At 51.9% G+C, this 25,629-nt stretch carries 21 protein-coding genes; 14 read left to right on the forward strand and 7 right to left on the reverse strand.

The annotated features are described in order from the left end of the window. Position 1 precedes the first annotated feature (1 nt). From REH51_RS05285 to fnr, 9 genes are all read left to right on the forward strand, one after another. Positions 2–220, forward strand: coding sequence for a CcoQ/FixQ family Cbb3-type cytochrome c oxidase assembly chaperone (locus tag REH51_RS05285; RefSeq protein ID WP_009721303.1), 219 nt, complete (start codon positions 2–4; stop codon positions 218–220). After that, the gene (gene ccoP, locus REH51_RS05290; protein WP_498937078.1) at positions 217–1,146 is read left to right on the forward strand and encodes a cytochrome-c oxidase, cbb3-type subunit III; all 930 of its coding nucleotides are present in this window, start codon (positions 217–219) and stop codon (positions 1,144–1,146) included. Before REH51_RS05285 ends, ccoP begins: the two co-directional genes overlap by 4 nt. A 213-nt stretch (positions 1,147–1,359) precedes the next feature. Beyond that, positions 1,360–2,796: a cytochrome c oxidase accessory protein CcoG gene (ccoG, locus tag REH51_RS05295; RefSeq protein WP_498937080.1), complete on the forward strand. Its 1,437-nt coding sequence runs from the start codon at positions 1,360–1,362 to the stop codon at positions 2,794–2,796. A 7-nt stretch (positions 2,797–2,803) separates the two neighbouring features. After that, on the forward strand, positions 2,804–3,328 hold the full coding sequence (locus REH51_RS05300) for a FixH family protein (protein WP_009721300.1): 525 nt from the start codon (positions 2,804–2,806) through the stop codon (positions 3,326–3,328). Continuing rightward, positions 3,325–5,802, forward strand: coding sequence for a heavy metal translocating P-type ATPase (locus tag REH51_RS05305; protein WP_498937082.1), 2,478 nt, complete (start codon positions 3,325–3,327; stop codon positions 5,800–5,802). The genes REH51_RS05300 and REH51_RS05305 overlap by 4 nt, the downstream gene beginning before the upstream one ends. Continuing rightward, on the forward strand, positions 5,799–6,020 hold the full coding sequence (gene ccoS / locus REH51_RS05310; RefSeq protein ID WP_498937084.1) for a cbb3-type cytochrome oxidase assembly protein CcoS: 222 nt from the start codon (positions 5,799–5,801) through the stop codon (positions 6,018–6,020). The genes REH51_RS05305 and ccoS overlap by 4 nt, the downstream gene beginning before the upstream one ends. Continuing rightward, a complete protein-coding gene (locus tag REH51_RS05315) occupies positions 6,017–6,712 on the forward strand; it encodes a sulfite exporter TauE/SafE family protein (RefSeq protein WP_009721297.1) in 696 nt (231 codons plus the stop codon). The genes ccoS and REH51_RS05315 overlap by 4 nt, the downstream gene beginning before the upstream one ends. A gap of 128 nt (positions 6,713–6,840) precedes the next feature. Beyond that, entirely contained in the window at positions 6,841–8,268 is a 1,428-nt protein-coding gene (gene hemN / locus REH51_RS05320; RefSeq protein ID WP_009721296.1) for an oxygen-independent coproporphyrinogen III oxidase, read from the forward strand. A gap of 58 nt (positions 8,269–8,326) precedes the next feature. Beyond that, on the forward strand, positions 8,327–9,079 hold the full coding sequence (fnr, locus tag REH51_RS05325; protein WP_498937086.1) for a fumarate/nitrate reduction transcriptional regulator Fnr: 753 nt from the start codon (positions 8,327–8,329) through the stop codon (positions 9,077–9,079). On the opposite strand, the gene ttcA is transcribed toward fnr, so the two are convergent. From ttcA to REH51_RS05340, 3 genes are all read right to left on the reverse strand, one after another. Next, positions 9,066–9,992 carry a tRNA 2-thiocytidine(32) synthetase TtcA gene (gene ttcA / locus REH51_RS05330; protein WP_498937711.1) on the reverse strand — a complete coding sequence of 309 codons (927 nt, stop codon included), beginning with the start codon at positions 9,990–9,992 and terminating at the stop codon, positions 9,066–9,068. The two genes, fnr and ttcA, sit on opposite strands and share 14 nt — an antisense overlap. A gap of 104 nt (positions 9,993–10,096) precedes the next feature. Continuing rightward, entirely contained in the window at positions 10,097–10,747 is a 651-nt protein-coding gene (locus tag REH51_RS05335; RefSeq protein WP_498937713.1) for a 3'-5' exonuclease family protein, read from the reverse strand. A gap of 5 nt (positions 10,748–10,752) precedes the next feature. Continuing rightward, a complete protein-coding gene (locus REH51_RS05340) occupies positions 10,753–12,570 on the reverse strand; it encodes a putative nucleotidyltransferase substrate binding domain-containing protein (protein WP_009721291.1) in 1,818 nt (605 codons plus the stop codon). Between the two features lie 595 nt (positions 12,571–13,165). On the opposite strand from REH51_RS05340, the gene REH51_RS05345 reads away from it, so the two are divergent. From REH51_RS05345 to REH51_RS05360, 4 genes are all read left to right on the forward strand, one after another. Further along, positions 13,166–13,426 carry a DUF4212 domain-containing protein gene (locus tag REH51_RS05345; protein ID WP_009721290.1) on the forward strand — a complete coding sequence of 87 codons (261 nt, stop codon included), beginning with the start codon at positions 13,166–13,168 and terminating at the stop codon, positions 13,424–13,426. A gap of 6 nt (positions 13,427–13,432) precedes the next feature. Next, complete coding sequence (locus REH51_RS05350; protein WP_009721289.1) at positions 13,433–15,214, forward strand: sodium:solute symporter family protein; 1,782 nt, start codon at positions 13,433–13,435, stop codon at positions 15,212–15,214. A gap of 102 nt (positions 15,215–15,316) precedes the next feature. Further along, positions 15,317–15,847: a hypothetical protein gene (locus REH51_RS05355; RefSeq protein WP_498937088.1), complete on the forward strand. Its 531-nt coding sequence runs from the start codon at positions 15,317–15,319 to the stop codon at positions 15,845–15,847. A gap of 102 nt (positions 15,848–15,949) precedes the next feature. Beyond that, positions 15,950–19,897 (forward strand): hybrid sensor histidine kinase/response regulator, encoded by a 3,948-nt coding sequence (locus REH51_RS05360; protein ID WP_498937090.1) that lies wholly within the window; start codon positions 15,950–15,952, stop codon positions 19,895–19,897. A 217-nt stretch (positions 19,898–20,114) separates the two neighbouring features. Here the strand turns inward: REH51_RS05360 and REH51_RS05365 are convergent, their stop codons facing one another. The 3 genes from REH51_RS05365 to REH51_RS05375 all read right to left on the reverse strand — a co-directional run bounded on the left by REH51_RS05365 (position 20,115) and on the right by REH51_RS05375 (position 23,718). Then, complete coding sequence (locus REH51_RS05365) at positions 20,115–20,777, reverse strand: response regulator (protein ID WP_009721286.1); 663 nt, start codon at positions 20,775–20,777, stop codon at positions 20,115–20,117. A 273-nt stretch (positions 20,778–21,050) separates the two neighbouring features. Next, positions 21,051–23,000, reverse strand: a complete 1,950-nt coding sequence (acs, locus tag REH51_RS05370) for an acetate--CoA ligase (protein WP_498937092.1) — start codon at positions 22,998–23,000, stop codon at positions 21,051–21,053. A 169-nt stretch (positions 23,001–23,169) separates the two neighbouring features. Next, on the reverse strand, positions 23,170–23,718 hold the full coding sequence (locus tag REH51_RS05375; protein ID WP_039868362.1) for a SprT family zinc-dependent metalloprotease: 549 nt from the start codon (positions 23,716–23,718) through the stop codon (positions 23,170–23,172). 90 nt (positions 23,719–23,808) lie between these two features. Here REH51_RS05375 and REH51_RS05380 point away from each other — a divergent pair, with 90 nt between their 5' ends. Then, positions 23,809–24,483: a YecA/YgfB family protein gene (locus tag REH51_RS05380; RefSeq protein ID WP_498937094.1), complete on the forward strand. Its 675-nt coding sequence runs from the start codon at positions 23,809–23,811 to the stop codon at positions 24,481–24,483. An 18-nt stretch (positions 24,484–24,501) separates the two neighbouring features. Here REH51_RS05380 and REH51_RS05385 read toward each other — a convergent pair whose 3' ends face one another. After that, positions 24,502–25,623, reverse strand: a complete 1,122-nt coding sequence (locus REH51_RS05385) for a phospholipase D-like domain-containing protein (protein WP_009721282.1) — start codon at positions 25,621–25,623, stop codon at positions 24,502–24,504. Positions 25,624–25,629: the final 6 nt, after the last annotated feature.

The following is a 25,629-nucleotide window of genomic DNA, read 5'->3' on the forward strand; positions in this document are numbered from 1 at the left end:
TATGGATACGGGAACTTTCCGCGGTCTTATCACGCTGATTTTGATCGTCGCTTTCATTGGCATCTTTATATGGGCCTATTCAAAGCGACGCAAACCAGACTTCGACGAAGCAGCCAACCTGCCCTTCGCCGATGATGATAAGCAACCGCCCCGTGATAAGCATACTTCGCCTAAACACGAAGTGGATTCCCGCCACGACAGGGGAGATAAAAATACATGAATAATTTATGGGGTGACTCCCTATCCAGCTTCTGGAGCGCCTGGATTATTGTCATCACGCTGGGCACTATCGCACTAAGCGTTTGGATCTTATTTGCCACCCGCCGAACCGATAAAACGCCAGATGCCGATGGCAATGTCGAAACCACTGGCCACGCGGCCGACGGGATCGAAGAGTACGACAACGCACTACCTCGTTGGTGGTTCCAATTGTTTGTACTCACCGTCATTTTCGCCTTGGGTTACCTGGTGCTTTACCCAGGTTTGGGTAACTACGCAGGCGTGTTGGGCTGGTCCCAAGAAAGTCAGTGGGAAGAAGAAGTTGCTGATGCCGAAGAGCGCTTCACGCCGATTTTTGCCCAGTATCAGGAAATACCTATTCCTGAGCTGGCAAGAGACGCTGAAGCAATGCGGGTAGCAGAGCGTGTTTACTTGAACAACTGTGCGGTATGCCACGGCTCTAACGCCCAAGGGGGCTACGGCTTCCCAGACTTGACTGATGATGACTGGCTTTATGGTGGCGAGCCGGAAAACATCATGATGACATTGAATAATGGGCGTAATGGGTTAATGCCTGCTTGGCAACAGTTAGGTGAGAATAACATTGAGAACCTCACCCAGTACGTACTCTCCCTCTCCGATTTGGAGCACGATGCAGAGCGTGCAGCCAGCGGTGAAAGCACGTTCCTTGCGGCTTGTGCCGCGTGTCATACACCGAGTGGAACGGGCAACATCGCCTTGGGCGCACCCAATCTGACGAATGATATTTGGCTTTATCAAGCGCCAGGGCAAAGTGTTGCCGACTCTGTCCGCCAAACGCTGCGTAACGGTCGTAACGGCCACATGCCAGCGCAAGCGGCTTATATCGGTGAAGAGCGTGTTCACCTAGTGGCAGCCTATGTCTACAGCCTGCGCTTCAACGACTAGTTTCTCGCTAGCTGCATAGATCTATAGGCGTATAAGGGTGCGGTTTCATACCGCACCCTTTCTTCATCCATCGCTCATCCAGACCCCTTCTCTATCCGTTACACTATTGTTTAGCGACACGGCATACCGCTGCGTTATCTAGCGTCGTAGGTTTTAACGCCACGATATCCATGCTGCCGCCTATTCTTGCCTTATTGAGCTGCGATCATCGCCATGGAAAAAATACCTAGCCAAGATATTACGCCGCCGCCCGTTGGGCACCATACCCCAGGTGAAAGCACCACTCAGGATATGTATGCTAAGCGCCGACATATTTATGTGCGCGAAATTAAAGGCCTCTTCCAAAAAGTAAGACGCTGCGCCAACTGGGCACTGATGCTGGGCTTTTTCCTGCTCCCTTGGCTGAACTGGGGCGATCGCCCTGCCATATGGTTTGACCTGCCAGGCCGAGAGTTCCATATTTTTGCTGCTACTTTTTATCCGCAAGAGTTTGTATTGCTTTCGTGGCTGCTTATTATTTGTGCCTTTGGGCTATTTTTTATCACCGTCTTTGCTGGGCGAGTTTGGTGTGGCTATACCTGCCCACAAAGTGTCTGGACATTTTTGTTTATCTGGGTTGAGCATCGCATAGAAGGGTCTAGAAACCATCGTATTAAGCTCGACAAGCAGTCAATGAACGCTGACAAAGCGTGGCGAAAAGGGGCTAAACATACCGTTTGGTTAGTGATCGCCCTGGCTACCGGGATTACTTTCGTAGGTTACTTCACTCCTATTCGCACGCTTGTAATGGAGTTACCGACGCTAGAAGCCCATGGCTGGGCCTATTTTTTGGTTGGCTTCTTCTTAGTATTTACCTATTTAAATGCGGGCTGGCTGCGCGAACAGGTGTGCATTTATATGTGCCCCTATGCACGCTTCCAGTCAGTCATGTTTGATCGCGACACGCTGATTGTGTCGTACGACGAAACACGCGGCGAGCCAAGAGGTCGACGCAAGAAGTCGCTTAGCCACACTCAGGCGAGAGAAGCTGGCTTTGGCGACTGCATCGACTGCGAGCTATGTGTTCAGGTTTGCCCGACAGGTATCGATATTCGTGATGGACTCCAGTATGAGTGTATTACCTGTGCCGCCTGTATTGATGCCTGCGACAGCGTCATGGACAAAATGGGCTACCCTAAAGGGCTCATTCGTTACACAACGGAAAACTCGCTGGAAGGCAAAAAAAGCCACATTTTACGCCCCCGACTACTGGGCTACTTTACCGCACTGATCATTATGGTGGTTGCGTTTGCCTGGGCGGTTAATGACCGCATACCGCTTAGTTTCGACGCTGAACGCGAGCGCACACAGCTCTACCAAATGACCCGAGAAGGGCAAATCAGCAATGTTTACAGTCTCACAGTGCGTAACCTCGATAACGAGCCACACACTTATCAAATCAGTGCGTCAGGCTTACCTAGCTTAACGCTAGATAATACATCGATTAGCGTACCAGCTGGCGAGTCACGCATTCAGGTAGTGACCGTTCTCGCAAATCCACAAGACCTGAGCCAACCCAGCCACCCCATTACTTTTGTGCTACAAGCACAACAAGATGAGCAAATCCGTCAAGAGCGTGAAGCCCGCTTCTTAGGCAATGCCAGGAGATAAATGCGTTATGTCAGACCCTACGATTACGCCTTGGTACAAACAGTTCTGGCCATGGTTTTTGTTAGGCCTGCTGTTCTCATCCATTGTGGTCAGCACAACCTTTGCGGTTTTGTCGATTAAAAGCTACGACGGTATGGTGGTGCAGGAAGATTATTACGAGCACGGTAAAGCGATTAACGTGATATTCGCGAAGCAAGAGCAAGCCCGCGCCTTGAACTTAAGCGCCGAGCTACGCATTGACCCGCTTACCAGCGATATCGTTATTGATCTTGCTGGTGATGCTCGCCCAGACAAGCTCTATCTAGATCTTATTTTCCCCACCGAAGACGACCGTGACCAGTCGTTTGTACTTGAACATGTGCGTGAAGGTCGCTACATCACCCAAGGGCCTGACAATTTGCGCTATCGCTGGTATCTACAGCTGCAGCCAGAGCAGGGTAGTGAAGCAGATTGGCGGTTAATCGGCGAAGCACGCTTCCCTGATGAAAACACTATTGCATTACTACCTGGTGGGCGCTCGGAGAACGAATGACCACGACCGCCCTCAGCTGCTACCACTGCGGCAACCCGGTGCCCGAAGGGGCACCGTGGTGTATTAACATTGACGACACCCCCCACCCGCTGTGCTGCCCCGGTTGCGAAGCTGTCGCTCATGCCATCGTCGATGGCGGGCTAGAAAGCTACTATCGCTATCGCACAGAAATGCCTGAGCGCCCTGACGAGCGTCAGGCTGTCAAAGCAGAAACCTGGTCAGTGTTTGATGACCCAGGGCTACAAGCCCAGTTTGTTCACCCAGAGGGTGACGAAGGACAAGTACGAGCCACACTAGCAATAGACGGCATCACCTGTGCAGCCTGCGCCTGGCTCATTGAACACCGTTTGAATGCACTTGATGGCGTCACTTCTAGCGCGGTCAACCTTACTCATCATCGTCTACGTGTTAGCTGGGACCCTACTGTCATCAACCTCTCACAGCTGTTCGCTGAACTAGCGGCCATTGGCTACGATGCGCAGCCCTATGAACCTGACCAAGCCCAAACGCGCTTGCAACATGAAGAACGCATGAATGTGCGCCGCCTGATTGTCGCGGCAGTCGGGATGATGCAGGTCATGATGTTCTCCATTCCCATTTATGTGTCGGGGCCTGGTGAGCTTAGCGAAGACTTTTACGCTCTGTTTCACTGGCTATCGTTTGCCCTAGCTACGCCCGTGGTGTTTTTCTCAGCACAACCTTTTTTCCGTAACGCGCTGCGTGACCTGAAAACGGGCGTTCTTGGCATGGATGTGCCGGTCTCGCTAGCCATTGGCGGCGCCTATTTGGCGAGCAGTTATGCAGTGCTGTTTAACGTTGGCGATGTTTATTTCGACTCAGTCGCCATGTTTACCTTTTTCTTGCTATTTGGCCGTTATGTAGAAGGTAGGGCCAGGCGGCGCAGCGGCCACAGTGGCAATGCGCTGAGCGGAGTTTTGCCAGTGTCTGCTATTCGCCTTGAAGCTGATGGCAGTGAACGCATTCTGCCTGCCAGTGAACTTAAAGAAGGCGACCGCGTGCTCATCAAGCCCGGTCATGGCGTTCCCGCTGATGGCATTATCGAAGACGGCGAATCCAGCCTGGACGAGTCGATGCTGACCGGTGAGTATTTGCCAGTGACTCGACGGGTAGGCGAAAGCGTGGTGGGTGGCAGCCAAAACATGGAAAACCCGCTCACCATAAAGGTAACCCATGCTGGCAATAGCGCCAGAGTGGCCGGTATTGTCGATTTAACCGATCGCGCCTTTGCAAGTCGCCCACGACTTGCCCAGATGGCGGCGCGTATGGCGCACCTGTTTGTATTACGGCTGCTGATCGTTACCGCGTGTGTCACAGTCGCATGGTGGTTTATTGATCCATCTCGCGTGCTATGGGTGCTGCTCTCGGTATTAGTAGTCACTTGCCCTTGTGCACTGGCACTGGCCACCCCCACTGCGCTGACAGCAGGACATGGTCAACTGCGCCAGCGAGGCGTACTGATTACTCGCGCTGACGCGATAGAGTCACTCTCCAACGTTACCCGCGTGATTTTTGATAAGACCGGTACGTTGACACGCGGTGAGATGCAACTGACCCAAACACACCCTATTACTCAACAGCATCTCACCAACAGCAATACGCCGCTCAGTGAAGGGCATGCAAAAGCCATTGCAGCGGCGTTAGAAGCGCACTCTGAACACCCAATTGCCAGGGCTTTCCGCCCATTCCGAGATGCCACACTGCAAGCACGCAACGTTAAAAGCGTGACCGGAAGCGGCCTAGAAGGCACTTTGAACGGCGCAACGTGGCGATTAGGCAAACCCGATTTTGCTACAACAACCGCGCTGCCTCCGCCAGGAACCGGCCAATGGCTTTTACTCAGTGAAAACAGTGTGCCGCGTGCTTGGTTCAAGCTGCACGATGGCATCCGCGAGGATGCGGCCCAAACTGTTGCCGCACTTCAAGCCCGCGGACTGGAAGTAGAGCTACTTTCCGGTGACACACAAGAGGCGGTAGAGAGCTTAGCTGAGCAGCTCAACATCACCACTTGGCATGCTGGCAAATCGCCTGAGGGCAAGCTGGAGCGGTTACGTGAGCTGCAAGCCAGCGGTGAACGTGTCGTGATGATTGGTGACGGTATCAATGATGTGCCGGTGCTGGCCGGTGCTGACGTCGCCATTGCCATGAATGGCGCCACAGATCTCGCCCGCACCCGCGCCGACGCTATATTGCTCAGTCCGCGTCTAATGCGTATTTTTGAGGCAATTGATATTTCCTGCGCCACGCGTCGCATTATGCGTCAAAACATGATGTGGTCGGTTTGCTACAATTTTTCGGCACTCCCTTTAGCGGCAATGGGATTAATCCCCCCCTGGCTTGCTGCGATTGGCATGTCGCTAAGCTCCCTGGTCGTCGTAGGTAACGCGCTTCGTCTTACGCGCTGGCGTACGCCGTCCGCCCCTCAGGTTGCCCTATCAAAACCGGTGACGGCATGACGATCTTATATTTACTGATTCCACTTTCACTGATACTACTGGGCCTCGCGGTGTGGGCGTTTTTCTGGGCCGTTAAGCACGACCAGTTCGACGACCTGGAAGGCCCGGCCCATCGTATCCTATTCGACGATGATGAGAATGACCTGCCCCCTGAGCAGCGCGCAGCACGAAAAAAACCCGCCTCTTCTTCGCAAGATAATCAAGAGCCACCCGCATGAATCCTACGGGCTTTGATTTACCGCCCCTACTAGCCGCGTTTGTATTTGGCTTAATGGGCGGCGCCCACTGTATCGGTATGTGTGGCGGTATTATGAGCGCACTAACCTTTGCCGTGCCGCCTAGCATGCGACACCCTGCACGCATGGGTGGGTTGCTGATTAGCTATAACGCGGGACGTATTCTCAGCTATATGGTGGCGGGTGCGATTGTTGCTGCACTTGGCACACTTATTTCACTCTCACCGACTGCACGTATTGCGCTGCAGGCTTTCGCCGCATTAATGCTTATCTTGATGGCACTCTATATCGCTAACTGGTGGAAGGGGCTGCTAAAAATAGAAGCAGTAGGGAGGCACCTTTGGCGCTATATAGAGCCGGTAGGGAGACGTTTGATGCCTGTCGTACACCTTCCTCAAGCCTTCACCCTAGGCGCACTATGGGGCTGGCTGCCCTGCGGTCTGGTTTATTCGATGTTAGCTTGGAGCCTCGCCATTGCAGACCCACTCGATGGCGCTCTCCTAATGGGAGCTTTTGGCCTGGGTACACTCCCCGCCCTACTGGCAACGGGTCTGGCAGCACAGCAGCTCAGCCATTTAATTCGCCATCCCGCCACTCGAAGCATTGCCGCCCTGTCGATCATCAGCTTCGCCCTTTGGCAGCTATGGACGCTTATTCCCCACGCAGCGCATTAGGCAGATACTCCTATAGCTTGATATAGCTCAACGCTTTCCAAGTAACGCCGAAGTAGCATGCCAAGAGAACCCTGAGCGACTGCGCTCAGTCACTCCTTTTGTTTATTTTTCACTTCGGAGCGCTCGCCATGCCCGTCCATGCCACTGCCGCCTTCTCTCTTCCCAACACTGAAGCGCCTGGGGCCACAGCCTGGGATGAAGCGTTGCTTCGTCGCTACGACAAAAGTGGCCCGCGTTACACGTCTTACCCAACGGCTCTCGCGTTTCACGAGCAGTTTAGCGCCGATAATTTTACCCAGGCGCTAGAGCGCAGTAATGAAAGCAGCCGACCGCTATCCCTATATGTGCATGTGCCCTTTTGTCGAAAAATTTGTTTCTATTGCGCGTGTAATAAAATCGCGACGAAAAATACCGCCCTTGCGGAACCTTACCTTTCTCGGCTAGATCGAGAAATGGTGCTTACGGCCCGTCATTTAGACACCTCTCGCCCGGTGCAACAGCTACACTGGGGCGGCGGCACGCCCACGTTTCTTACCTTGGCTCAAATGGGAGATCTGATTGATCGCTTAGATGCCCGTTTCGGTTTATCTAGCTCAGCTGATCGCGATTACGCCATTGAAATAGACCCCCGCGAAGCAGACGTGTTTACCTTGCGCCACCTACAGTCACTCGGCTTTAATCGGCTAAGCCTTGGCGTACAGGATTTAAACCCGCAGGTACAAAAAGCCATCAACCGTGTACAGCCCCGGGTACTCACCGAAACGTTAATGGAAGAAGCCCACCGTCTTGGCTTTCGCTCGCTCAATCTTGATTTAATTTATGGGCTACCATTTCAAACGGAAAAAAGCTTTGCCGAAACGCTGAGTCAGGTTATCGAACTAAACCCGGCACGGCTGTCCGTATTTAATTATGCGCACATGCCCACCCGCTTTGCTCCTCAACGACGCATTAACGAAGCAGACCTCCCCAGTGCCGATGAAAAACTGGCTATTTTGCATACCACCATTGAAATGCTGACTAACGCAGGCTATGTACATATTGGTATGGATCACTTTGCGCGCCCTGACGATAGCCTAGCGCTTGCTCAGCGTAACGGCACCTTGCAGCGCAATTTCCAGGGCTACTCTAGCCATGCACAGTGCGATTTAGTTGGATTAGGCGTATCCGCCATTTCACGGGTGGACGACGTTTACGCACAAAACCCGACTCGGCTTGACCAATATGAAGCGGCCTTAGATAAAGGTAAGCTAGCAACCGTCAAAGGATTAAGGTTAAATAAGGATGACCTAATACGAAGAGACGTTATTGAAAGGCTAATGTGCGACATGCATATTGATTTAGCGGACGTTGGAAAGCGTTGGCACATCGATGCTAATGACTATTTCTCCACCGCAACTGAACAGCTGGAAATAGCTGAGCAAGACGGCTTGATCACTCGCCATCAGCAAGTTATTAGCGCCACTCCCACTGGACAGCTGCTGATTCGCCACTTGGCGATGGCCTTTGATGCTCGCCTAGGTGACCAACCTACTCAGCGCTACTCGAAGATTGTATAAGCTTCTTGAGACGTCTTGCCCCTGGGCCTATGATGGCTAACGAGAAAGGGAGAATAATATGCCACACCCCGTCAGCCAACGACGTTCACTGCTGCAAGAGGCGCGCTGCCAAACCTGTAGCTTAAGCTCGTTGTGTCTACCGCTCGCCTTAGAGCTTGAGGACATGAGTCAGTTTGATGCCATCATCCGTCGTCGCGCACCACTCAAAAAAGGCGAGCCACTGTTTCGCCAGGGTGATCGCTTTACCAGTGTGTATGCCGTTCGCTCAGGCAGCCTGAAACAGGTGACCAGCGAGGGTAACGGTAATGATCAACTGACAAATTTCTACCTTCCCAGCGAACTGGTGGGATTGGACGGAATTGATGAAGAGCACTACCCCGGCAGTGTGATTGCGTTGGAAACCACCACGGTGTGTGAAATCCCGTTTGACCGCCTGGATATGCTTTCCGAAGAGCTGCCCGAACTACGCGGTCAGCTGTATCGAAGTATGAGTAAAGAGTTGCGTGACGACCGCCGTATGATGCGTTTACTGTCGCGCAAGACAGCCGACCAGCGGCTGGCGAGCTTTTTGGTCACTCTCTCAGACCGTTTCCGTCGACGAGGGTACTCGCCGTACAGTTTCAGACTCTCCATGTCCCGCGCTGACATTGGCAATTACTTAGGCTTGGCGGTAGAAACGGTCAGCCGTATTCTTAGCCGCTTTCAACAGCAAGACGTGGTGGCTGTTTCAGGTCGCGAGGTTAATATCCTAGATATGCGACGCCTCATCACATTGGCTGAAGAGGAAGAGCTAACGGCTAATCCACGGTAAATGCTTGAATACGCCCTTCCATCAATGCCGCTTGTTTGGCTTCAAGGCCAGCAAAGTCAAATAAATGGCGGGCTGCCAGCTGTGAAGGCGCTACATTGGTCACTGCCTTAAACATGCTTTCTAGACGTCCTGGGTGTTTTTTATCCCATTCCGCCAACATATCTTTGACGACTTGTCGCTGGAGGTTCGGCTGGGAGCCACATAAATTACAGGGAATAATGGGAAATTCCATTAAACGAGAAAACTCTGCAATATCTGCCTCCTTGCAGTAGGCAAGGGGGCGAATCACAATATTTTTACCATCATCAGATAAGAGTTTAGGAGGCATTGCTTTCAAGGTGCCGCCAAAGAACATATTAAGAAACAACGTTTCTAAAATATCTTCACGATGATGCCCTAGAGCAATTTTCGTCGCCCCAATCTCCTCGGCAAAGCCATAAAGAGAACCACGTCTTAATCGTGAGCAGAGCGCGCAGGTCGTTTTGCCCTCAGGGGTTTTCTCTTTCACCACCGAGTAGGTGTCGCGCTCTAGAATGTGGTATTCAACACCCACTTTATCCAGGTACTGGGGCAACACATGCTCTGGAAAACCTGGCTGTTTTTGATCCATATTAACGGCGACCAAGGAGAAATTAACCGGCGCATTGCGCTGCAGGTTAAGCAGTATCTCCAGCATCGTATAGCTATCTTTGCCACCAGACAGGCACACCATCACCTTGTCGCCTTCGCCAATCATTTGATAATCAATGATGGCGTTGCCAACTTCTCGCCGTAAGCGCTTTTGTAGCTTATTGAATTCACGCTTCTGCTTGGCGTCGTGATGCTCGGACTGAGTCTGTAAGTGATCAACAGAAGTGCTGCCAACAGCAACAGTTTTAGACGCAGCGGGATCAAAATAATCAGGTTGTAGCATGGTGTAGGCACTGCCGATGGTAGAAGAAGCAGCAGGCATTCTAACAATACTCACCACGTCCACCCAAGATAAACCCGTGGATTCATCGTATGCGGGTCGTAACCCTACCCCTGCTGGGCGATCTCACGCTGCAAACGCAGATACAAAAGCGCACTTGCGGTTGCATCCCCCAACCCCCCCATCCATTGGAGAGCGGGCATTTGCCAACGAGCAAGTGCTTCCGTTAGGCGGCCGCCCGTCTCGCACTGTGGATGTAAGCGACGCAACTGGCGATAGTGCAGTTTTCCCACATCGACCTGGGCATTAGGCAAACCAAACCCCAGCCCTGCTTTAAACAAATGATTAAGCTGTTCCACCGAACGGCCTAGCTGCCAACCAATTAGCGGCCGATTACCGATGAATTCAGCCAGCGCTCCAAGATGCTCAGCGTTAGGTGCCAGTACCGTGTCCGTCGCGTACAGCTGATGATGTCGACGCAGCGTAGAACCATTGTTGTTTTGCTCTCCTGCCAAAGTAGCCACCCAGGCTCGGCTGGTATGCACTCTCCCCGGACTTAAGACAACAGCCGCTACGCTGAGCACCGGAGATTGACCTGGGCTAACCTGACAGGCAAGCGCGACCATTTCCTCGCCCATGTAGGGCTGAAAAAGCCATGCGTAGGGGGAATCTGCCCAGCGGCGGCGGTCGCTTTCGCGCTGCATTAACGTACGTAGCGAGCCACTGAGTAATGACATATGCCGGTCTAACAAGCGCATTCCGCTCACGAATACTCCAAATGATAACGATGGGAGAGCCGCTGTTTAAAATCTTTTACGATGTGCAGCGCCTCACGCAATAAATCGCGCTCAAGGGATGAGAGTTCTTGCACCACCACGCGGTTGCTGCGCTGCTCAGTCGACGCTTCCGCTGTCTGCAGCTGTTGCTTTAAACGTAGTTCGGTAAACAGCGCCAGCGCCTCGCCCAAATCGTCAGCAAAACGGCGATCAAGACGACCATCTTCAGCCAGAGCGTCCAGCCGGTCTAAGGTAGAAGTCGCGTTAATTCGTCGTTCGAGCGCCATTGTGCGCACCCCATGGACAATGGGGAAAATACCGCCTTTTTTAATATCAATCCCATGCTGGGGCTTTTTTAAGGAACCAAATAGCGTTAACGGCGTAGAGAAGCGCAGCGCAGCGCGTGCAAAATATGACAGCAGTAACTCATCCCTAGAGCAGCGTTCAAACAGCGCCGCACGCACGCTATCTAGCAGTTGCGGATTGCCAGCAACACCATGGGCATCCAGCAAAATTGCCAACTTCATTAGGCTATCGCCATCTCTTGCACTCACCCATTTGGCAATGTTGTTTTTCCATTGCGACACCGTGCCAACCCACTCAGGATTAGACACCATGATATTACCTGGGCATGGAGGATAGCCAAGCTGAATCAGCGTTTGGGTCAGCGTATTCATATCTTCGGCAAGCGAAGGCCATTGGCTGTCATCAGCTAGAATCAGGCCATTATCCTGATCTGTTTTAAGAATTTGTTCACCGCGCCCCTCACTACCCATGACCATCAGGCAGCTTTGGGAGTGGTACTGTTCAGGAATAACAAATGACCACGCCTTATTCATAATTCGGCCATTCAACGCGGCCAGTAGATCCATGGCAAAACGTAGCTTTACCCCTTGCGCCATAAGCGCATTCACCAGCTCTGGCGTGCGTTGGCTGGCAGCCGCTAAGGCTTCTAAGCTATTAGCCTGTTCCACCTGCAAGCTAACGACATAGCTACGGCTCGAAAAATAACTAAGCACATCCGTCAGCTCTACCACCCCTTTCAGGGCCCCCTGCTCCATAACCACCACGCGCGTTACTTTATGCCGTGTCATTAGCACAAGCGCTTCAAATAGGTACTGATTCGGGGTAACGGTCACCAACGAGAAATGGGCCACATCCTCAACGGGCGATGTATGTTCATAGTTATTCAGCACGACGCCATTGAGCAAATCGGTTTTAGTGACAATGCCAAACTCGCCCTGGGTGTTGACTAGCAAGCTATCCGCATGGCTATCGTTGAGTTGACGCACCGCGCTGGCAATATCTGTTGATGCGTCCATGATAAGGGGTTCGCGCATGCATTCGCTGACCTTAGCCAACATAAAGCCGGCCATGGTCACACCGCCTTCGGCACGCTTTTCAGTCATCAAGCGCGCTTTGTGCGATAACGACTGCTTGAAGAAATTTTCGAAGTCAGGATGATGACGACACAGCTTTATAAAGAGCGCCTTAGGCATCACATAACATAAGCATTCTTGCTCGGCTTGGAATCGGTAGCGACTCTTACCATTCAGAATACTAATAGCACCAAACAGATCACCAGCCGTGTAGTGCCCAATCCGTGCACTGGATGCTGGCAAGGTAGGGTCAAGCTCAGCGACTTCGCCTTTATGAATCAAAAAAACTGATTCCCCCGCTTGCCCCATCTCGATAATAATTTCATCACGATCAAAATAGGCGATGTCCATACTACGACGTACGTGGTCACGCCCCTCATCATCAATTAATGTGAAAGGCAATTGGGAAAGATCAACGTCAATCATGAGTGACCCCACTTAATCGCGATGAAGAACAAGAATGGCTTAAGGTTTGATTGTTTTTTAACCAGCGCCTTTTATTATACCTTTTGCTATACCGCTAACGTCTTAACGACGTTTGTTTAGCGACCAAAGTAGCGACATGACTTAGCAAACTTGGCCATTTAATATACCACCTATTAAAAGTAGCAAACATTGCTTTTAAGCGACCCATAGACCATCGTCCTATCACATAGACAGAAACGTTCAAAAAACTTCAAAAACAAGTATTTATTTTCCCATACAAACATCACAATACGCCCTGAAAGCTCATTGATACCAAAGTCTGGGATTTATTTTTTGCAATTATTGCCCACTATTAACAACGGGCTATACAGGATGTTCATGTGATACTTGTTAAATACTTATCAAGACACTGAAGAAAACCTTGCCAATCCATTAACCAGCAGAGCAACTTAACTGACAAGGTGATGCGTCTAATCGCACTAAATCATCACAGACAACTAAAAGAGCGGTTTTCTATGAAGGATTGCCCTGATGGATCACACGCTATCCTGAGTTAACTTTCCAACCCTAAAAATCACAACTGGAGAGCACCACAATGGCAGATGACAAATCCAACGCTGCTGAATACTGGAAAGCCAACGTCCGATTAATCTTTGGATGCTTGGTCGTTTGGGCGTTCGTTTCTTATGGATGTGCCATCCTTTTTCGTCCGCTATTGGCGGGCATTCCCGTTGGTGGGACTGACTTGGGCTTTTGGTTCGCTCAGCAGGGCTCCATCCTCACCTTCATCGTGCTGATCTTCTTCTATGCCTGGAGAATGAACAAGCTCGATGCAAAATTCGGCCTTGGGGAGTAAGCCAGTATGAGCCAGTTTGCAATTAACCTATTGTTTGTCGGCGCGTCGTTTGCGCTCTATATCGGGATTGCGATATGGGCACGAGCCGGGTCGACCAAAGACTTCTACGTCGCCGGTGGCGGCGTTCACCCTATCACCAACGGCATGGCCACTGCCGCTGACTGGATGTCAGCCGCATCGTTTATTTCAATGGCCGGTCTGCTAGCTTCTGGCGGGTACGCGAACTCCACCTTCTTAATGGGCTGGACCGGCGGCTACGTTATCTTGGCAATGCTGCTAGCGCCTTATCTGCGTAAGTTTGGCAAGTTTACAGTGCCCGACTTTATCGGTGACCGCTTCTACAGCAACACTGCGCGCTTCGTCGCGATTGTGTGCTTGATCGTTGCCTCTGTTACTTACGTCATCGGTCAAATGACCGGTGCGGGCGTTGCTTTCTCACGCTTCTTGGAAGTTAGCAACACCTGGGGTATCTGGATCGCAGCATTGATTGTTTTCCTGTATGCCGTTTTCGGCGGCATGAAAGGCATTACCTACACTCAAGTCGCCCAGTACGTAGTGCTTATCATCGCCTACACTATTCCGGCGGTGTTCATTGCCATGCAGCTAACCGGCAACCCGATTCCTATGTTCGGCATGTTCAGTACTCATACTGAATCCGGCATTCCGCTGCTGACCAAGTTGGACGAAGTAGTCAATGCGCTTGGTTTCCGCGACTATACTGCTGACGTCGATAATAAGCTGAACATGGTGCTGTTTACCCTGTCGCTGATGGTCGGTACTGCTGGTTTACCCCACGTCATTATCCGCTTTTTCACTGTACCGAAAGTTGCTGATGCACGCTGGTCTGCTGGCTGGGCTCTCGTGTTCATTGCACTGTTGTACCTCACCGCACCAGCGGTTGGTTCCATGGCACGTCTAAACTTGGCTACCACCGTCTATCCAGATATGGCAGGGCAGGTGGAGAACTACGAAGAAGCTGCCAACAATCCGATTCTCTACGAAGATCGCCCTGAGTGGGTTCGCACTTGGGAAGAAACAGGGCTTATCGCCTTCAACGATCTCAACAATGATGGCCGCATCCAGATGTACAACGATGCTGTCGACTTTTCTGATCGTGGCTGGGAAGGTAACGAGCTAACCGTTAATAATGACATTCTCGTACTGGCGAACCCTGAAATTGCCAACTTGCCGGGCTGGGTTATCGGCCTTATTGCGGCAGGTGGTATCGCTGCAGCTCTTTCAACAGCGGCTGGCCTACTATTGGCTATCTCGTCAGCCATTAGTCATGACTTGATCAAAACAATGATCAATCCGAAAATCTCTGAAAAGGGTGAAATGCTGGCAGCACGCATCTCAATGGGCGGTGCAATTCTTCTGGCTACCTATCTCGGGCTTAATCCACCCGGGTTCGCAGCACAGACCGTTGCGCTTGCCTTTGGTATCGCCGGTGCCTCACTGTTCCCAGCGCTGATGATGGGTATTTTCTCCAAGCGCATGAACAGCAAAGGCGCGATTTGCGGCATGCTAGCGGGCTTGATCTGCACCCTGCTCTACATCTTCACCTACCTCGGCTGGTTCTTTGTACCCGGCACCAACATGCTGGCCAACACGCCAGATAATTGGATCCTGGGCATTTCACCGCTCTCCTTCGGTGCAGTAGGTGCGATGATTAACTTTGCAACTGCGTTTGCTGTCTCTAGCGCAACGGAAGAGCCTCCGCAGGAGATTCAAGACTTGGTAGAAAGCGTTCGTTATCCGAAAGGTGCTGGTGTAGCGGTCGACCACTAAGTCATAATCGGATCCCTCTTTGGCACATTGCCATTAGATTCGGAATCGATACTTAATCGGGCTTCCTTAGGGGAGCCCGATGTCATTTAGAAAGGATATTTTATGATCTGGCATCTTGTTGCCGCTGTATTTGCAGGGCTTGCCGCCGCAGGGATAGGCCTATTACTTAGAACGCTTAGCCGTAAACGGCTGCCTAAATGGATTGTGCCCGTTTTTGGTGGCTTGGGCATGCTGGGGGATCAGGTCTCAACCGAATACAGCTGGTTTGAACACAAGCGCTCTCAACTACCTGAAACTGCCATCGTCATTTCCAGCGATACGTCTAGCGCTGTGTGGCGTCCATGGACCTTTGTGTTTCCGATGACGACTAAATTCAGCATCGTTGATAGCGACAATGTACGCGCTCGTCACATTGACAATGAGTTGATTGCTGAGTTTATTCTCTACCAATTCGAACGCCGCCATACCGATATACTGACCACTCAGCCTTATGTCTTGAACTGCACACACCGTGAGATAATCCCCCTGAATACAGAGACTGGCGACGCTGAATTAAGCGAACGCCGCACGCTACAGGAAACCGCCCCTTTGTTAACAACCGTTTGCCAACTTGCCGCCGACCAGCAGACGTGATGCCCCTCCTTCGCCTAGAATAGGGCCTTTATTTAGATGATCGTTTTTAAATAGTGGTTATTAGATAGTCGCTAGGCGAAGCTTTCAACGTGGGGAGACGACATGTTTCATGGCGGGCTGCTGGTCGCGGGATCACTGCTTTATATTGCGGTGCTGTTTGGAATTGCCTGGTTCGGTGATCGCCGTGCACGCACTCACGGCGCCAGCCGCCGACGGCCAATCATTTACAGTTTGGCATTGGCAATTTACTGCACCTCGTGGACGTTCTACGGCGCGGTGGGACAAGCTGCGACGGCAGGCTGGTCATTTGCCAGTATCTTTGTCGGCCCGATCTTAACGTTTCTGCTGTTTTGGCCTGTTCTGGCAAAAATGATTCGCGTTGCCAAACATCAAAACGTCACGTCAATCGCTGACTTTATTGCTTCCCGCTACGGCAAAACACAGTCTCTTGCGGCGTTTGCCAGTTTAGTCGCCCTCATTGGTACCCTGCCCTACATTGCCCTGCAGTTAAAAGCGGTGTCTACCACCTTTAGCGTTCTTACCGACGCAACGGATATGACCCATACGCCGCTGTTTGGCGACACAGCGTTTTATGTCGCTATCGTCATGGCAATCTTCGCTATCCTTTTCGGGACTCGCCACACAGATGCGACGGAGCACCACGAAGGGCTGATTCATGCGGTAGCGTTTGAATCTCTGGTAAAGCTGCTGGCCTTTGTTGTCCTCGGCGCGTTTGTTACCTGGGGCATGTTTGATGGCCTGGGCGAACTGATGGGCCACGCCGAAAGTCAATTGGAGTTGCAGCGCCAGCTAGCCAATCAAGATTTTGGCCAAAGCTTCTGGGCGCAAACGCTGCTCGCGATGCTCGCCATACTTTGCCTGCCACGCCAGTTCCATGTGGCAGTGGTGGAAAATATTCATCCAGACGATGCAACGAAAGCACGCTGGCTATTCCCTCTTTACCTACTCGCGGTCGCCTTTTTTGTTGTGCCTTTGGCGGCAGCTGGGCTACTGCTGTTTTCGGAAAGTGGGGTCGAGCCTGATACTTACGTACTTGCTCTTTCGATGGCGTCCGGCCAGCAGTGGCTGACCCTTTTAACCTTTATTGGCGGATTTTCTGCCGCGACAGGCATGGTTATTGTGGCGGCAGTGGCAGTTTCTATCATGATTTCTAACGAGATCGTGATCCCAGCGCTCTTCAGGTTGCGTTGGTTCGACACCAAAGCTCGCGACTATGGCCGCTTAGTACTCCGCGCGCGCCGCCTTACCATTGTCGCTGTTCTGGCAATGGCTTACGGCTTCTATCAGCTCATTGCCGAATTCACCTCGCTGGCCTCAATTGGCATGCTGTCCTTTGCGGCCGCCGCTCAGTTTGCCCCCGCACTCATCGGCGGGCTGTATTGGAAGCGCGGTAACCGCCTCGGCGTTATCGTTGGCATGAACGCAGGCTTTGCGATTTGGGCGTACAGCCTGTTAATGCCTGCAATGATCAATGCCGGTGTGCTTCCTCAAGCATGGCTAGCGGGTGGCCCTCTTGGGCTTAACTGGTTATCGCCCACAACCCTATTTGGCTTAAACCTCGGCGATCCATTTACCCACGGTGTCATGCTGTCGCTGGGTATCAACTTATTCTGCTATATCTTTGTTTCACAAGTGACTTCTCAGCGGGTTGTAGAGCGTATTCAGGCATCGCTGTTTGTCGATAGCGTTGAAACCCGCCAAACATCCGTAAACCGCCCTTGGACAGGCGCCACTACTGTTGGCGACCTTAAAGTACTTTGTGAGCGTTTTCTGGGGGCAGGCCAAGTAGATCGCGCGTTTGAGGATTACGCACGACGCGCGGGCAAACCCATGGAAGATAGTTCACGGGCGTCTATCGACGTCATCCAATTTACCGAACGCTTTCTTGCGTCAGTGTTAGGTGCATCGTCAGCACGAATAGTCGTTAACTCAGCACTTCAGGGGCGCGGCATTGGCATTTCAGATGTCATTTCAATCGTTGATGAAGCCTCTCAAGTCTTAGAGTTCAACCGCGCATTGCTCCAAGCCACCATTGAAAACATCAACCAGGGTATTAGCGTGGTTGACCAAAATTTGCGCTTGGTGGTGTGGAACCAACGCTATTTAGAGCTGTTCCGCTTCCCTGATCACTTGATACGGGTCGGCGCCCCCATGGATCGCATTTTTCGCTACAACGCGCACAACGGCGAATATGGCCCAGGAGACCCAGAGGAGCACGTCCAACTGCTGCTAGACAACATTCGCGACGGCCAGCCCCATCGTTATGTGCGCTATCGCCAAGATGGCAGCGTATTGGAAGTCCAAGGCAACCCGATGCCTGGCGGTGGTTTTGTCTATACCTATCAAGATATTACTCAGCAGAAGCGCATCGAAGAGGCGCTGATCCGCTCTGAAAATAACATCCGTATCTACACCGATAATGTACCCGCGCTGATTGCCTACTTTGATAAAGAGTGCCGTTACTTATTTACCAACCGCGCTTACGAACAAGCTTTCGATATTGATCGTAATGCCGTGATTGGACGCCGATACGAAGACGTATTACCGGTAAAAAAAGCCGAAGAGCGCATGCCATGGGTTCAGCGAACGCTGGCAGGCGAGCGCGTCAGTTTTGAAGTCTCAATGCGCGTTAATGATGCCATGCGCTATATGCTGGTCACCTATACGCCCCACTTTGGCGATAGCCAATCGATTTTAGGTTTCTTCGCGCTTTATCAAGACATTACTGAGCGCCGCCAAGCTGAAATCGCCTTGAAAGAGACTAACGAAACTCTGGAAGAGCGCGTTCGCGAGCGCACACAAGCACTTTCCGAGGCCAACGCGGCGCTGCGCCAAGAGAACCGTGTGCGCGCTGAAGCAGAGCAAGCGCTGCGCCAAGCGAAGCAATTAGCTGAAGATGCTAACGCTTCCAAAACGCGCTTTTTGGCTGCCGCCAGTCATGACTTGTTACAGCCGCTGAACGCAGCCCGGCTGTTTACTTCCGCATTAATGCAGAACGTCACCGCTAGCGATACCCAGCGTACCATCAGCCATATTGATAACTCACTTCAAGCCGCTGAAGAACTGCTTGGCACTCTGCTAGATATTTCAAAGCTTGATGCGGGTGCCCTCACACCGCGACGCAGCCACTTTGCACTGGCGGATATTATTCGTCCACTGCGTGCCGAATTTGAAGTAATGGCCGATGACCGTGGACTGGATCTTGTCGTCGTACCGACGCAACAATGGGTAGATTCCGATCCGCAGATGCTTCGCCGGATTGTACAAAACTTTCTATCCAACGCGATTCGCTATACCCAAGAAGGTCGTGTACTACTAGGCTGTCGCCGCCAAGCAGGACGACTTTCCATAGAGGTGTGGGATAGTGGGCCCGGTATTCCTGAGTCTAAGCTAACGGAAATTTTCCAAGAGTTCCGCCGATTGGATCAAGTCTCGCGTCATAAAGAGAGTGAGAAAGGGCTCGGCTTAGGCTTATCAATTGCCGACCGTATGAGCCGCGTGCTTGACCACCCAATTAAGGTTCGGTCCTGGGTAGGTGTGGGGACTGCATTCTGCGTCAGCGTTCCCATTGTTGCCGCCCGTGAAGTAACCTTAGCAGACCAAGAACCCCAAAGCCGCCGGAGTGGTAATAAGCTAGCGGGTACCCGCATTGTGTGTATCGATAACGAAACGCTCATTTTAGAGGGCATGACGGCCATGCTAAGCGGCTGGGGATGTGAAGTATTTACCGCGACCAGCATCGGCGGTGCAAAATCGATTCTGCGTAACATGGACGGCGACCCCGACGCCATCTTGGCAGACTATCATCTGGACAATGAAGTCACGGGGCTAATGGCACTCGAGGCCCTCAGTGAGCGCTTCGAAGGAGCCGTACCGGGCATTGTGATTACCGCCGACCGCACTGAAGCGGTGGCCGAAGAGATTAAGCGTGCGGGTTATCAACTGCTGCTTAAGCCGGTCAACCCTGCCGCGCTGCGCGCGCTTTTAACTCGCACCCTTCAGGCTAGCCGAGCAGGAGGGAAAACGTAATGATACGTCATACCGTCATTCCCGAAGGGGGTTATCGGGAATCCAGTTTGACCTTACCCGCTGATGCCTGGGAGCCTGCTTCAAAATGGATTCCCGCTAAAAGCACGCGGGAATGACAGAGCAGCGAGACAAATGCATCACACCGTCATTCCCGAAACGAGACAGATGCACCATACCGTCATTCCCGAAGGGGGTTATCGGGAATCCAGCTTACCCTTCAAGAAGAAACTTTCGGCGGTTCCACTTCAAGTTTCTGAGCAGCAATAACAGCCTGGGTGCGCGAGTGCACTCCCAGCTTGCGCAGAATAGCCGTCACGTGGGCCTTAATAGTGGCTTCTGAGACGCTAAGCTCATAGGCGATCTGTTTATTCAACAAGCCTTCCGTCAGCATATTGAGCACACGAAACTGCTGCGGCGTCAGTGAGGCAATTGCCTCCGCAAAACGCGACTCTTCTTCGCTGGTTTCATCTAAGACGTTCGCCAACGCTTCTGGCAGCCAAACTTCCCCTTGCAGGATTTCCCCCACCGCTTCAGCAATCAACTGTAGCGAGGATGATTTAGGAATAAAGCCTGACGCGCCGTAGTCAATTGCACGACGTACTACATAGGGCTCGTCACTGCCTGAAACAACCGCCACCGGAATATCGGGCATCTGGCCACGCAATTGAATCAAACCTGAAAAGCCATGCGCTCCTGGCATATGGAGGTCTAGCAAAATCAAATCAGCATCAGGGTGTCGATTAACGACCTCAGTGGTGGCTTCCATGGTGTCGGCTTCGACAATCTCAGCCTGGGGGGCTAACTGGCGCAACGCCTGGGTGAGCGCTGCACGAAACAGCGGATGGTCGTCTGCGACGATAAACTTATGGGCTACTGCCATGGATATTCCTCCGGTTCCTCGAGCAGCGGGGTTGGCTACCGCCGCGACGCTAGGCTCATACGGTTGAAGCATGGTACCCCATGGGCTTCGTCATTCCCAAGCATCACATGCACTATTTGTCATTGATACGTCATTCAAACAGAAATAACAGTGCCGGCTTCATGGCCGGCACTGCAACGGATCTATCCAGTTTGCCTTATTTAATATAGCAAATGAATGACATCCGTCATTTAAAAGTGCTCCCACTAGAAGGATAACTGGGGGCAAAAAACATTACTGGTTGGCACGATGCTCAATGAGTTCGTCCACCACCGACGGATCAGCCAGCGTGCTGGTGTCCCCCAGGCCATCACACTCATTGGCCGCAATTTTACGTAAAATGCGCCGCATAATTTTACCAGAACGTGTTTTTGGCAGCCCAGGAGCCCACTGAATTACATCTGGCGATGCAATCGGGCCAATATCTTTACGTACCCATTGAGTCAGCTCTTTCTTGAGTTCATCCGTGGGATCAATACCATCATTAAGTGTTACATAGATATAGATGCCTTGGCCTTTAATATCGTGCGGGAAACCGACGACGGCGGCTTCTGCCACTGCCGAGTGAGCAACCAGAGACGACTCTATTTCAGCAGTGCCCATACGATGGCCTGAGACGTTAAGTACGTCGTCAACCCGGCCTGTAATCCAGTAATAGCCATCCTCATCCCGACGGCAGCCATCTCCTGTAAAATACATGCCGTCGTAAGTAGAAAAGTAGGTCTGTACAAAGCGTTCGTGGTCGCCCCAAATGGAGCGCGCTTGGCCCGGCCAGGAGTCGAGAATGACTAGATTGCCTTCCGTCTCGCCTTCTAATTTATGGCCTTCATTATCCACCAGCGCGGGGTTCACACCAAAGAAGGGCGTTGTAGCAGAGCCAGGCTTCAGATCAGTAGCGCCAGGAAGTGGCGCGATCATAATGCCGCCCGTTTCGGTTTGCCACCAGGTGTCCACAATAGGACACTTCTCATTGCCAATAACGCGATAGAACCACTCCCAAGCTTCTGGGTTGATAGGTTCGCCTACAGAACCTAGCAAGCGCAGTGAGTCACGTTTGCTAGAGTCCATCACGTTATCACCATGCGCCATTAATGCACGGACAGCAGTAGGCGCGGTATAGAGGATATTGACCTGATGTTTATCAACAATTTCGCCCATACGGCCATGGCTTGGATAGCTCGGCACGCCTTCAAACATTAGCGTGGTTGCACCATTGGCAAGCGGTCCGTATACAATATAGCTGTGGCCTGTCACCCAGCCTACGTCCGCAGTACACCAGTAAACTTCGCCTTCTTGATAGTCAAAAACGTACTGGTGGGTCATCGCCGCATAGGCAAGGTAGCCGCCAGTAGTATGCTTTAAGCCCTTAGGCGCACCGGTTGAGCCAGAGGTATAGAGAATAAACAGCGGGTCTTCAGCATTCATGGTTTCGGCTGGGCATTCGCTAGATTGCTTATCTACCAGCTCGTCAAACCAGATGTCGCGCCCTTCCTGCCACTCAATATCACCGCCTGTACGCTTCACCACCAATACGTTTTTGCACACATCGGTGCCATCGCGCGTCAGGGCCGAATCAACGTTCTCTTTGAGGGGGACGTGTTTACCACCACGCACCGACTCATCGGCAGTAATAACCAATTTAGAATCAGCACCGATCACCCGTTGAGCGACTGCGTCCGGCGAAAAGCCGCCAAACACAACAGAGTGCACTGCACCAATACGGGCACATGCCAACATGGCCATGGCCGCTTCGGGAATCATCGGCATATACAGCGTCACTGTATCGCCTTTCTTTCCCCCCAGCGACTTCAGGCCGTTGGCCAGCTGGTTAGTGCGCTCATAAAGCTCACGGTACGTAATATGTTTTGAATCGTTAGGATTATCTCCCTCCCAGATAATCGCTGTTTGGTCGCCACGCTTCTCCAAATGGCGATCTAGGCAGTTGGCGCTAACGTTTAGCTCACCATCTTCAAACCAGCGAATATCAACATTATCGCGTGCAAAGGAGGTGTTTTTAATCTTGGTTGGCGCCTTGATCCAATCAAGACGCTTTGCTTGCTCAGCCCAGAAACTCTCCGGGTCGTCCATGGACTGCTGATACATTGCCGCATATTTATCTTTATCAGCCCATGCACTGGCAGCGATACTATCGCGCACTGGATAGACGTTTTTATGCTCGCTCATGAAGTTGCCTCTGTCCGTGAAATTGCACTCTCTAGAAAATGGTGTCGGTATTATTGTTAGTCGCACCGACGCGCTTAATATTTACCTAGCATAAACCTCCCAACGCCGGCTTCCCTTTAGACATTGGTATTAACATTTTTAATATTTAAAACAATAGGTTAAAACACTTTCAAGGTTTTTTAAAAGCACTGTAGACCAAGGTCTGATCACAATGACGGCAGCGATAGCGACGCCCCTTTACCACTAAAGAATGACGCCTGGCTGTGAAACAATGCGTTTGACAGTCACATTGATAATAATATGGCCGAGACTGGGCATCCTGAACATCAAAGCGATGAGTCACCTTAGGCTCAAGGCCAAACAGGTCTCGCATGACAGCTTGCCATTCTCGACCATGCGGTTTGAGCCGCGTGCCATTGGCTAAATGAAAGACTAACCAATGCGCCATTTCATGGGGAATCACCTCGTCAAAAAACGCCTGCCGATTATTGCTCAGTAAAACAGGATTAAAACGCAGCCCGCCACGCCCTAGATGCGCCTGCCCTGCTGAGGCACCTTTTAGGTCGAACCACACCTTTGGCGCTGGCAGCGCAGGATAGACTTCTTGGCAGCGTTTTAACGCTTCATCAGTTCTGTCTCGCACGGCGTGCATGAGCGCCTCTGAAGATAGTGTCGCAAGTTTTTCAGCAGGCCATGGGGGCAGTGGTAAAGTCTTCATTAGTGATAAACTAACCAGTAACGATGTTGCCAACGAGTGTTGCCGATCAACATCTTTTTCTCAAAGACGATTTTTATGATGAGGCCCCCTATGGCAGAGCGCAATAACGTTTCCGCAGCAACGTCGCCCAATACTCCCCCGCCTCAGCCGCTGCTTGACGACGAGCAACTTGATAGGTTGGATGATTTCCTTGACTCCGAGCAAGTGGGCGAAGATGCACTGGATCTTATTTCTGCCCATGGCTTTTTGGTGGCATTGGCGGTCGCCCCTAGCGAATTACCCACCAGCCAATGGTTAACTGAGCTGTTTCAGGGAGAGCCAAGTTATCGGGACGATGCCGAACGAGACGAGATTATCCAACTGCTAACACTGCTACGTGACAACGCCGTCGCAGTGCTTGAACAGGGTGGTTTACCAGAGTTACCCTTCGAGCTAACGCTAGATGGTATCCCCGCTGAGGAAACGCCCATCGGCGACTGGTGCGCGGGGTTTATGGAAGGTGTCTTTAGCGACGAAAGCGCGTGGTTCCAAGATGACGAAGAAGCTGCCGCCACGCTACTGTTGCCCTTTATGTCGCTCTCAGGTTTATTCGATGATGAGCCAGAAATGGCTGAGATGGCCCAAGATCAGGCCAGTCAGGAAACCTTTGTTGCTCAATTGCCAGAATTAGTCCTGGATCTTTATCTTCACTACCGCGTGCCCCCCGAAACGCCAAAGCCTAAGCCACGCAAGAAAACCCCTGCCAAAGGTAAAAAGCGTCGATAGCCGATTGTTAGCCGCACATTATTTAAGACGGGTGACAATACCATCCACTACGCCATAGACCCACTCTCGGGCTCGCTGCCACCAGGGTCGTGCGGCCCAGGCGGCAGCATCGACTTCTTGGCTGGCGGCAAAGTTACGCTCAAACAGCGATTGAACTTGCTTGGCGAAGGCTTGGTTTTCTACTTCTTGATTAGCTTCAAGGTTCCAGTGCAGATTCCAATGGTCGAAGTTGCATGAACCAAGACTGACCCAGTTATCTGCTAACACAAACTTGGCATGAATAAACGTGGGCTGGAACTCAAAAATCCGCACGCCGGCTTTTAACAACGCTTGGTAAAACCGTTGTCCTGCATAGCGCACACCTGGGTGGTCATGTTTACTACCCGGTAATAGTAAACAAACATCCACGCCACGCCGTGCTGCGCGAATAAGACGTCGGCGCAGCGTGAAGGTCGGCACAAAATAAGGTGTACATAGCCAAAGTCGCTTGTTTGCCTGATTTACCCGCGCATAGAGCGAGTGGCGAATAGCTTGGTAACGATACCCCCTCGCTGACATTACACGGCCACGTATGCCATCAGCATAATGCACTGCTGTCCGCTGTGGCGGCAACACTGAACTAGCCTGCCCATCACCTGCTTGCCGTGTTAACCGGGAACGCCATAAACGGCGAAAAAGCCCTTCCCAATCAGCGACCACAGGGCCTTCGATGCGCACCGCAATTTCGTACCATGCTTCCAGAAACTCATCCACCGCGCCAAATCCGCCGGTAAACGCAACCTCTCCATCCACGACAACAATTTTGCGGTGATCACGGCTTAAGTTACGAGCCAGCGAGTGAAAACCAATGGGATTAAAGAACCGTAATGCGACACCTGCTTGCTCTAGGCGTATGCGGTCACGATGTTCCAATCCCATAGAGCCATAACCATCGAGCAGCAAAAACACCTTTACACCGCGCTCAGCAGCGTCGATCAGCGCATTACTCATCTGACTCGCTAACTTACCTGATTCCATCAAGTAGAGCTCCACCAGCACGTAGTACTCCGCTTGACTAACCGCATCAAACATAGCTGGCAAAAATCGCGTTGCTTCCGGCAACAGAGTAGTGCGGTTGCCTTCACGCCACACGTGCTGCATAGAGAC

This window comes from Halomonas bluephagenesis, from assembly GCF_054790765.1.

What these genes read in the sequence shown, in the direction of transcription:
- REH51_RS05345 (WP_009721290.1), top strand. Translation starts at nt 13,166, where the DNA reads ATGGCAGATGACAAATCCAACGCTGCTGAATACTGGAAAGCCAACGTC.
- REH51_RS05350 (WP_009721289.1), top strand. Translation starts at nt 13,433, where the DNA reads ATGAGCCAGTTTGCAATTAACCTATTGTTTGTCGGCGCGTCGTTTGCG.
- ccoG (WP_498937080.1), top strand. Translation starts at nt 1,360, where the DNA reads ATGGAAAAAATACCTAGCCAAGATATTACGCCGCCGCCCGTTGGGCAC.
- REH51_RS05300 (WP_009721300.1), top strand. Translation starts at nt 2,804, where the DNA reads ATGTCAGACCCTACGATTACGCCTTGGTACAAACAGTTCTGGCCATGG.
- hemN (WP_009721296.1), top strand. Translation starts at nt 6,841, where the DNA reads ATGCCCGTCCATGCCACTGCCGCCTTCTCTCTTCCCAACACTGAAGCG.
- REH51_RS05385 (WP_009721282.1), bottom strand. Translation starts at nt 25,623, where the DNA reads ATGCAGCACGTGTGGCGTGAAGGCAACCGCACTACTCTGTTGCCGGAA.
- REH51_RS05360 (WP_498937090.1), top strand. Translation starts at nt 15,950, where the DNA reads ATGTTTCATGGCGGGCTGCTGGTCGCGGGATCACTGCTTTATATTGCG.
- ttcA (WP_498937711.1), bottom strand. Translation starts at nt 9,992, where the DNA reads ATGCTACAACCTGATTATTTTGATCCCGCTGCGTCTAAAACTGTTGCT.
- REH51_RS05285 (WP_009721303.1), top strand. Translation starts at nt 2, where the DNA reads ATGGATACGGGAACTTTCCGCGGTCTTATCACGCTGATTTTGATCGTC.
- acs (WP_498937092.1), bottom strand. Translation starts at nt 23,000, where the DNA reads ATGAGCGAGCATAAAAACGTCTATCCAGTGCGCGATAGTATCGCTGCC.
- ccoP (WP_498937078.1), top strand. Translation starts at nt 217, where the DNA reads ATGAATAATTTATGGGGTGACTCCCTATCCAGCTTCTGGAGCGCCTGG.
- REH51_RS05375 (WP_039868362.1), bottom strand. Translation starts at nt 23,718, where the DNA reads ATGAAGACTTTACCACTGCCCCCATGGCCTGCTGAAAAACTTGCGACA.
- REH51_RS05340 (WP_009721291.1), bottom strand. Translation starts at nt 12,570, where the DNA reads ATGATTGACGTTGATCTTTCCCAATTGCCTTTCACATTAATTGATGAT.
- REH51_RS05355 (WP_498937088.1), top strand. Translation starts at nt 15,317, where the DNA reads ATGATCTGGCATCTTGTTGCCGCTGTATTTGCAGGGCTTGCCGCCGCA.
- REH51_RS05305 (WP_498937082.1), top strand. Translation starts at nt 3,325, where the DNA reads ATGACCACGACCGCCCTCAGCTGCTACCACTGCGGCAACCCGGTGCCC.
- REH51_RS05380 (WP_498937094.1), top strand. Translation starts at nt 23,809, where the DNA reads ATGGCAGAGCGCAATAACGTTTCCGCAGCAACGTCGCCCAATACTCCC.
- ccoS (WP_498937084.1), top strand. Translation starts at nt 5,799, where the DNA reads ATGACGATCTTATATTTACTGATTCCACTTTCACTGATACTACTGGGC.
- REH51_RS05365 (WP_009721286.1), bottom strand. Translation starts at nt 20,777, where the DNA reads ATGGCAGTAGCCCATAAGTTTATCGTCGCAGACGACCATCCGCTGTTT.
- REH51_RS05335 (WP_498937713.1), bottom strand. Translation starts at nt 10,747, where the DNA reads ATGCGCTTGTTAGACCGGCATATGTCATTACTCAGTGGCTCGCTACGT.
- REH51_RS05315 (WP_009721297.1), top strand. Translation starts at nt 6,017, where the DNA reads ATGAATCCTACGGGCTTTGATTTACCGCCCCTACTAGCCGCGTTTGTA.
- fnr (WP_498937086.1), top strand. Translation starts at nt 8,327, where the DNA reads ATGCCACACCCCGTCAGCCAACGACGTTCACTGCTGCAAGAGGCGCGC.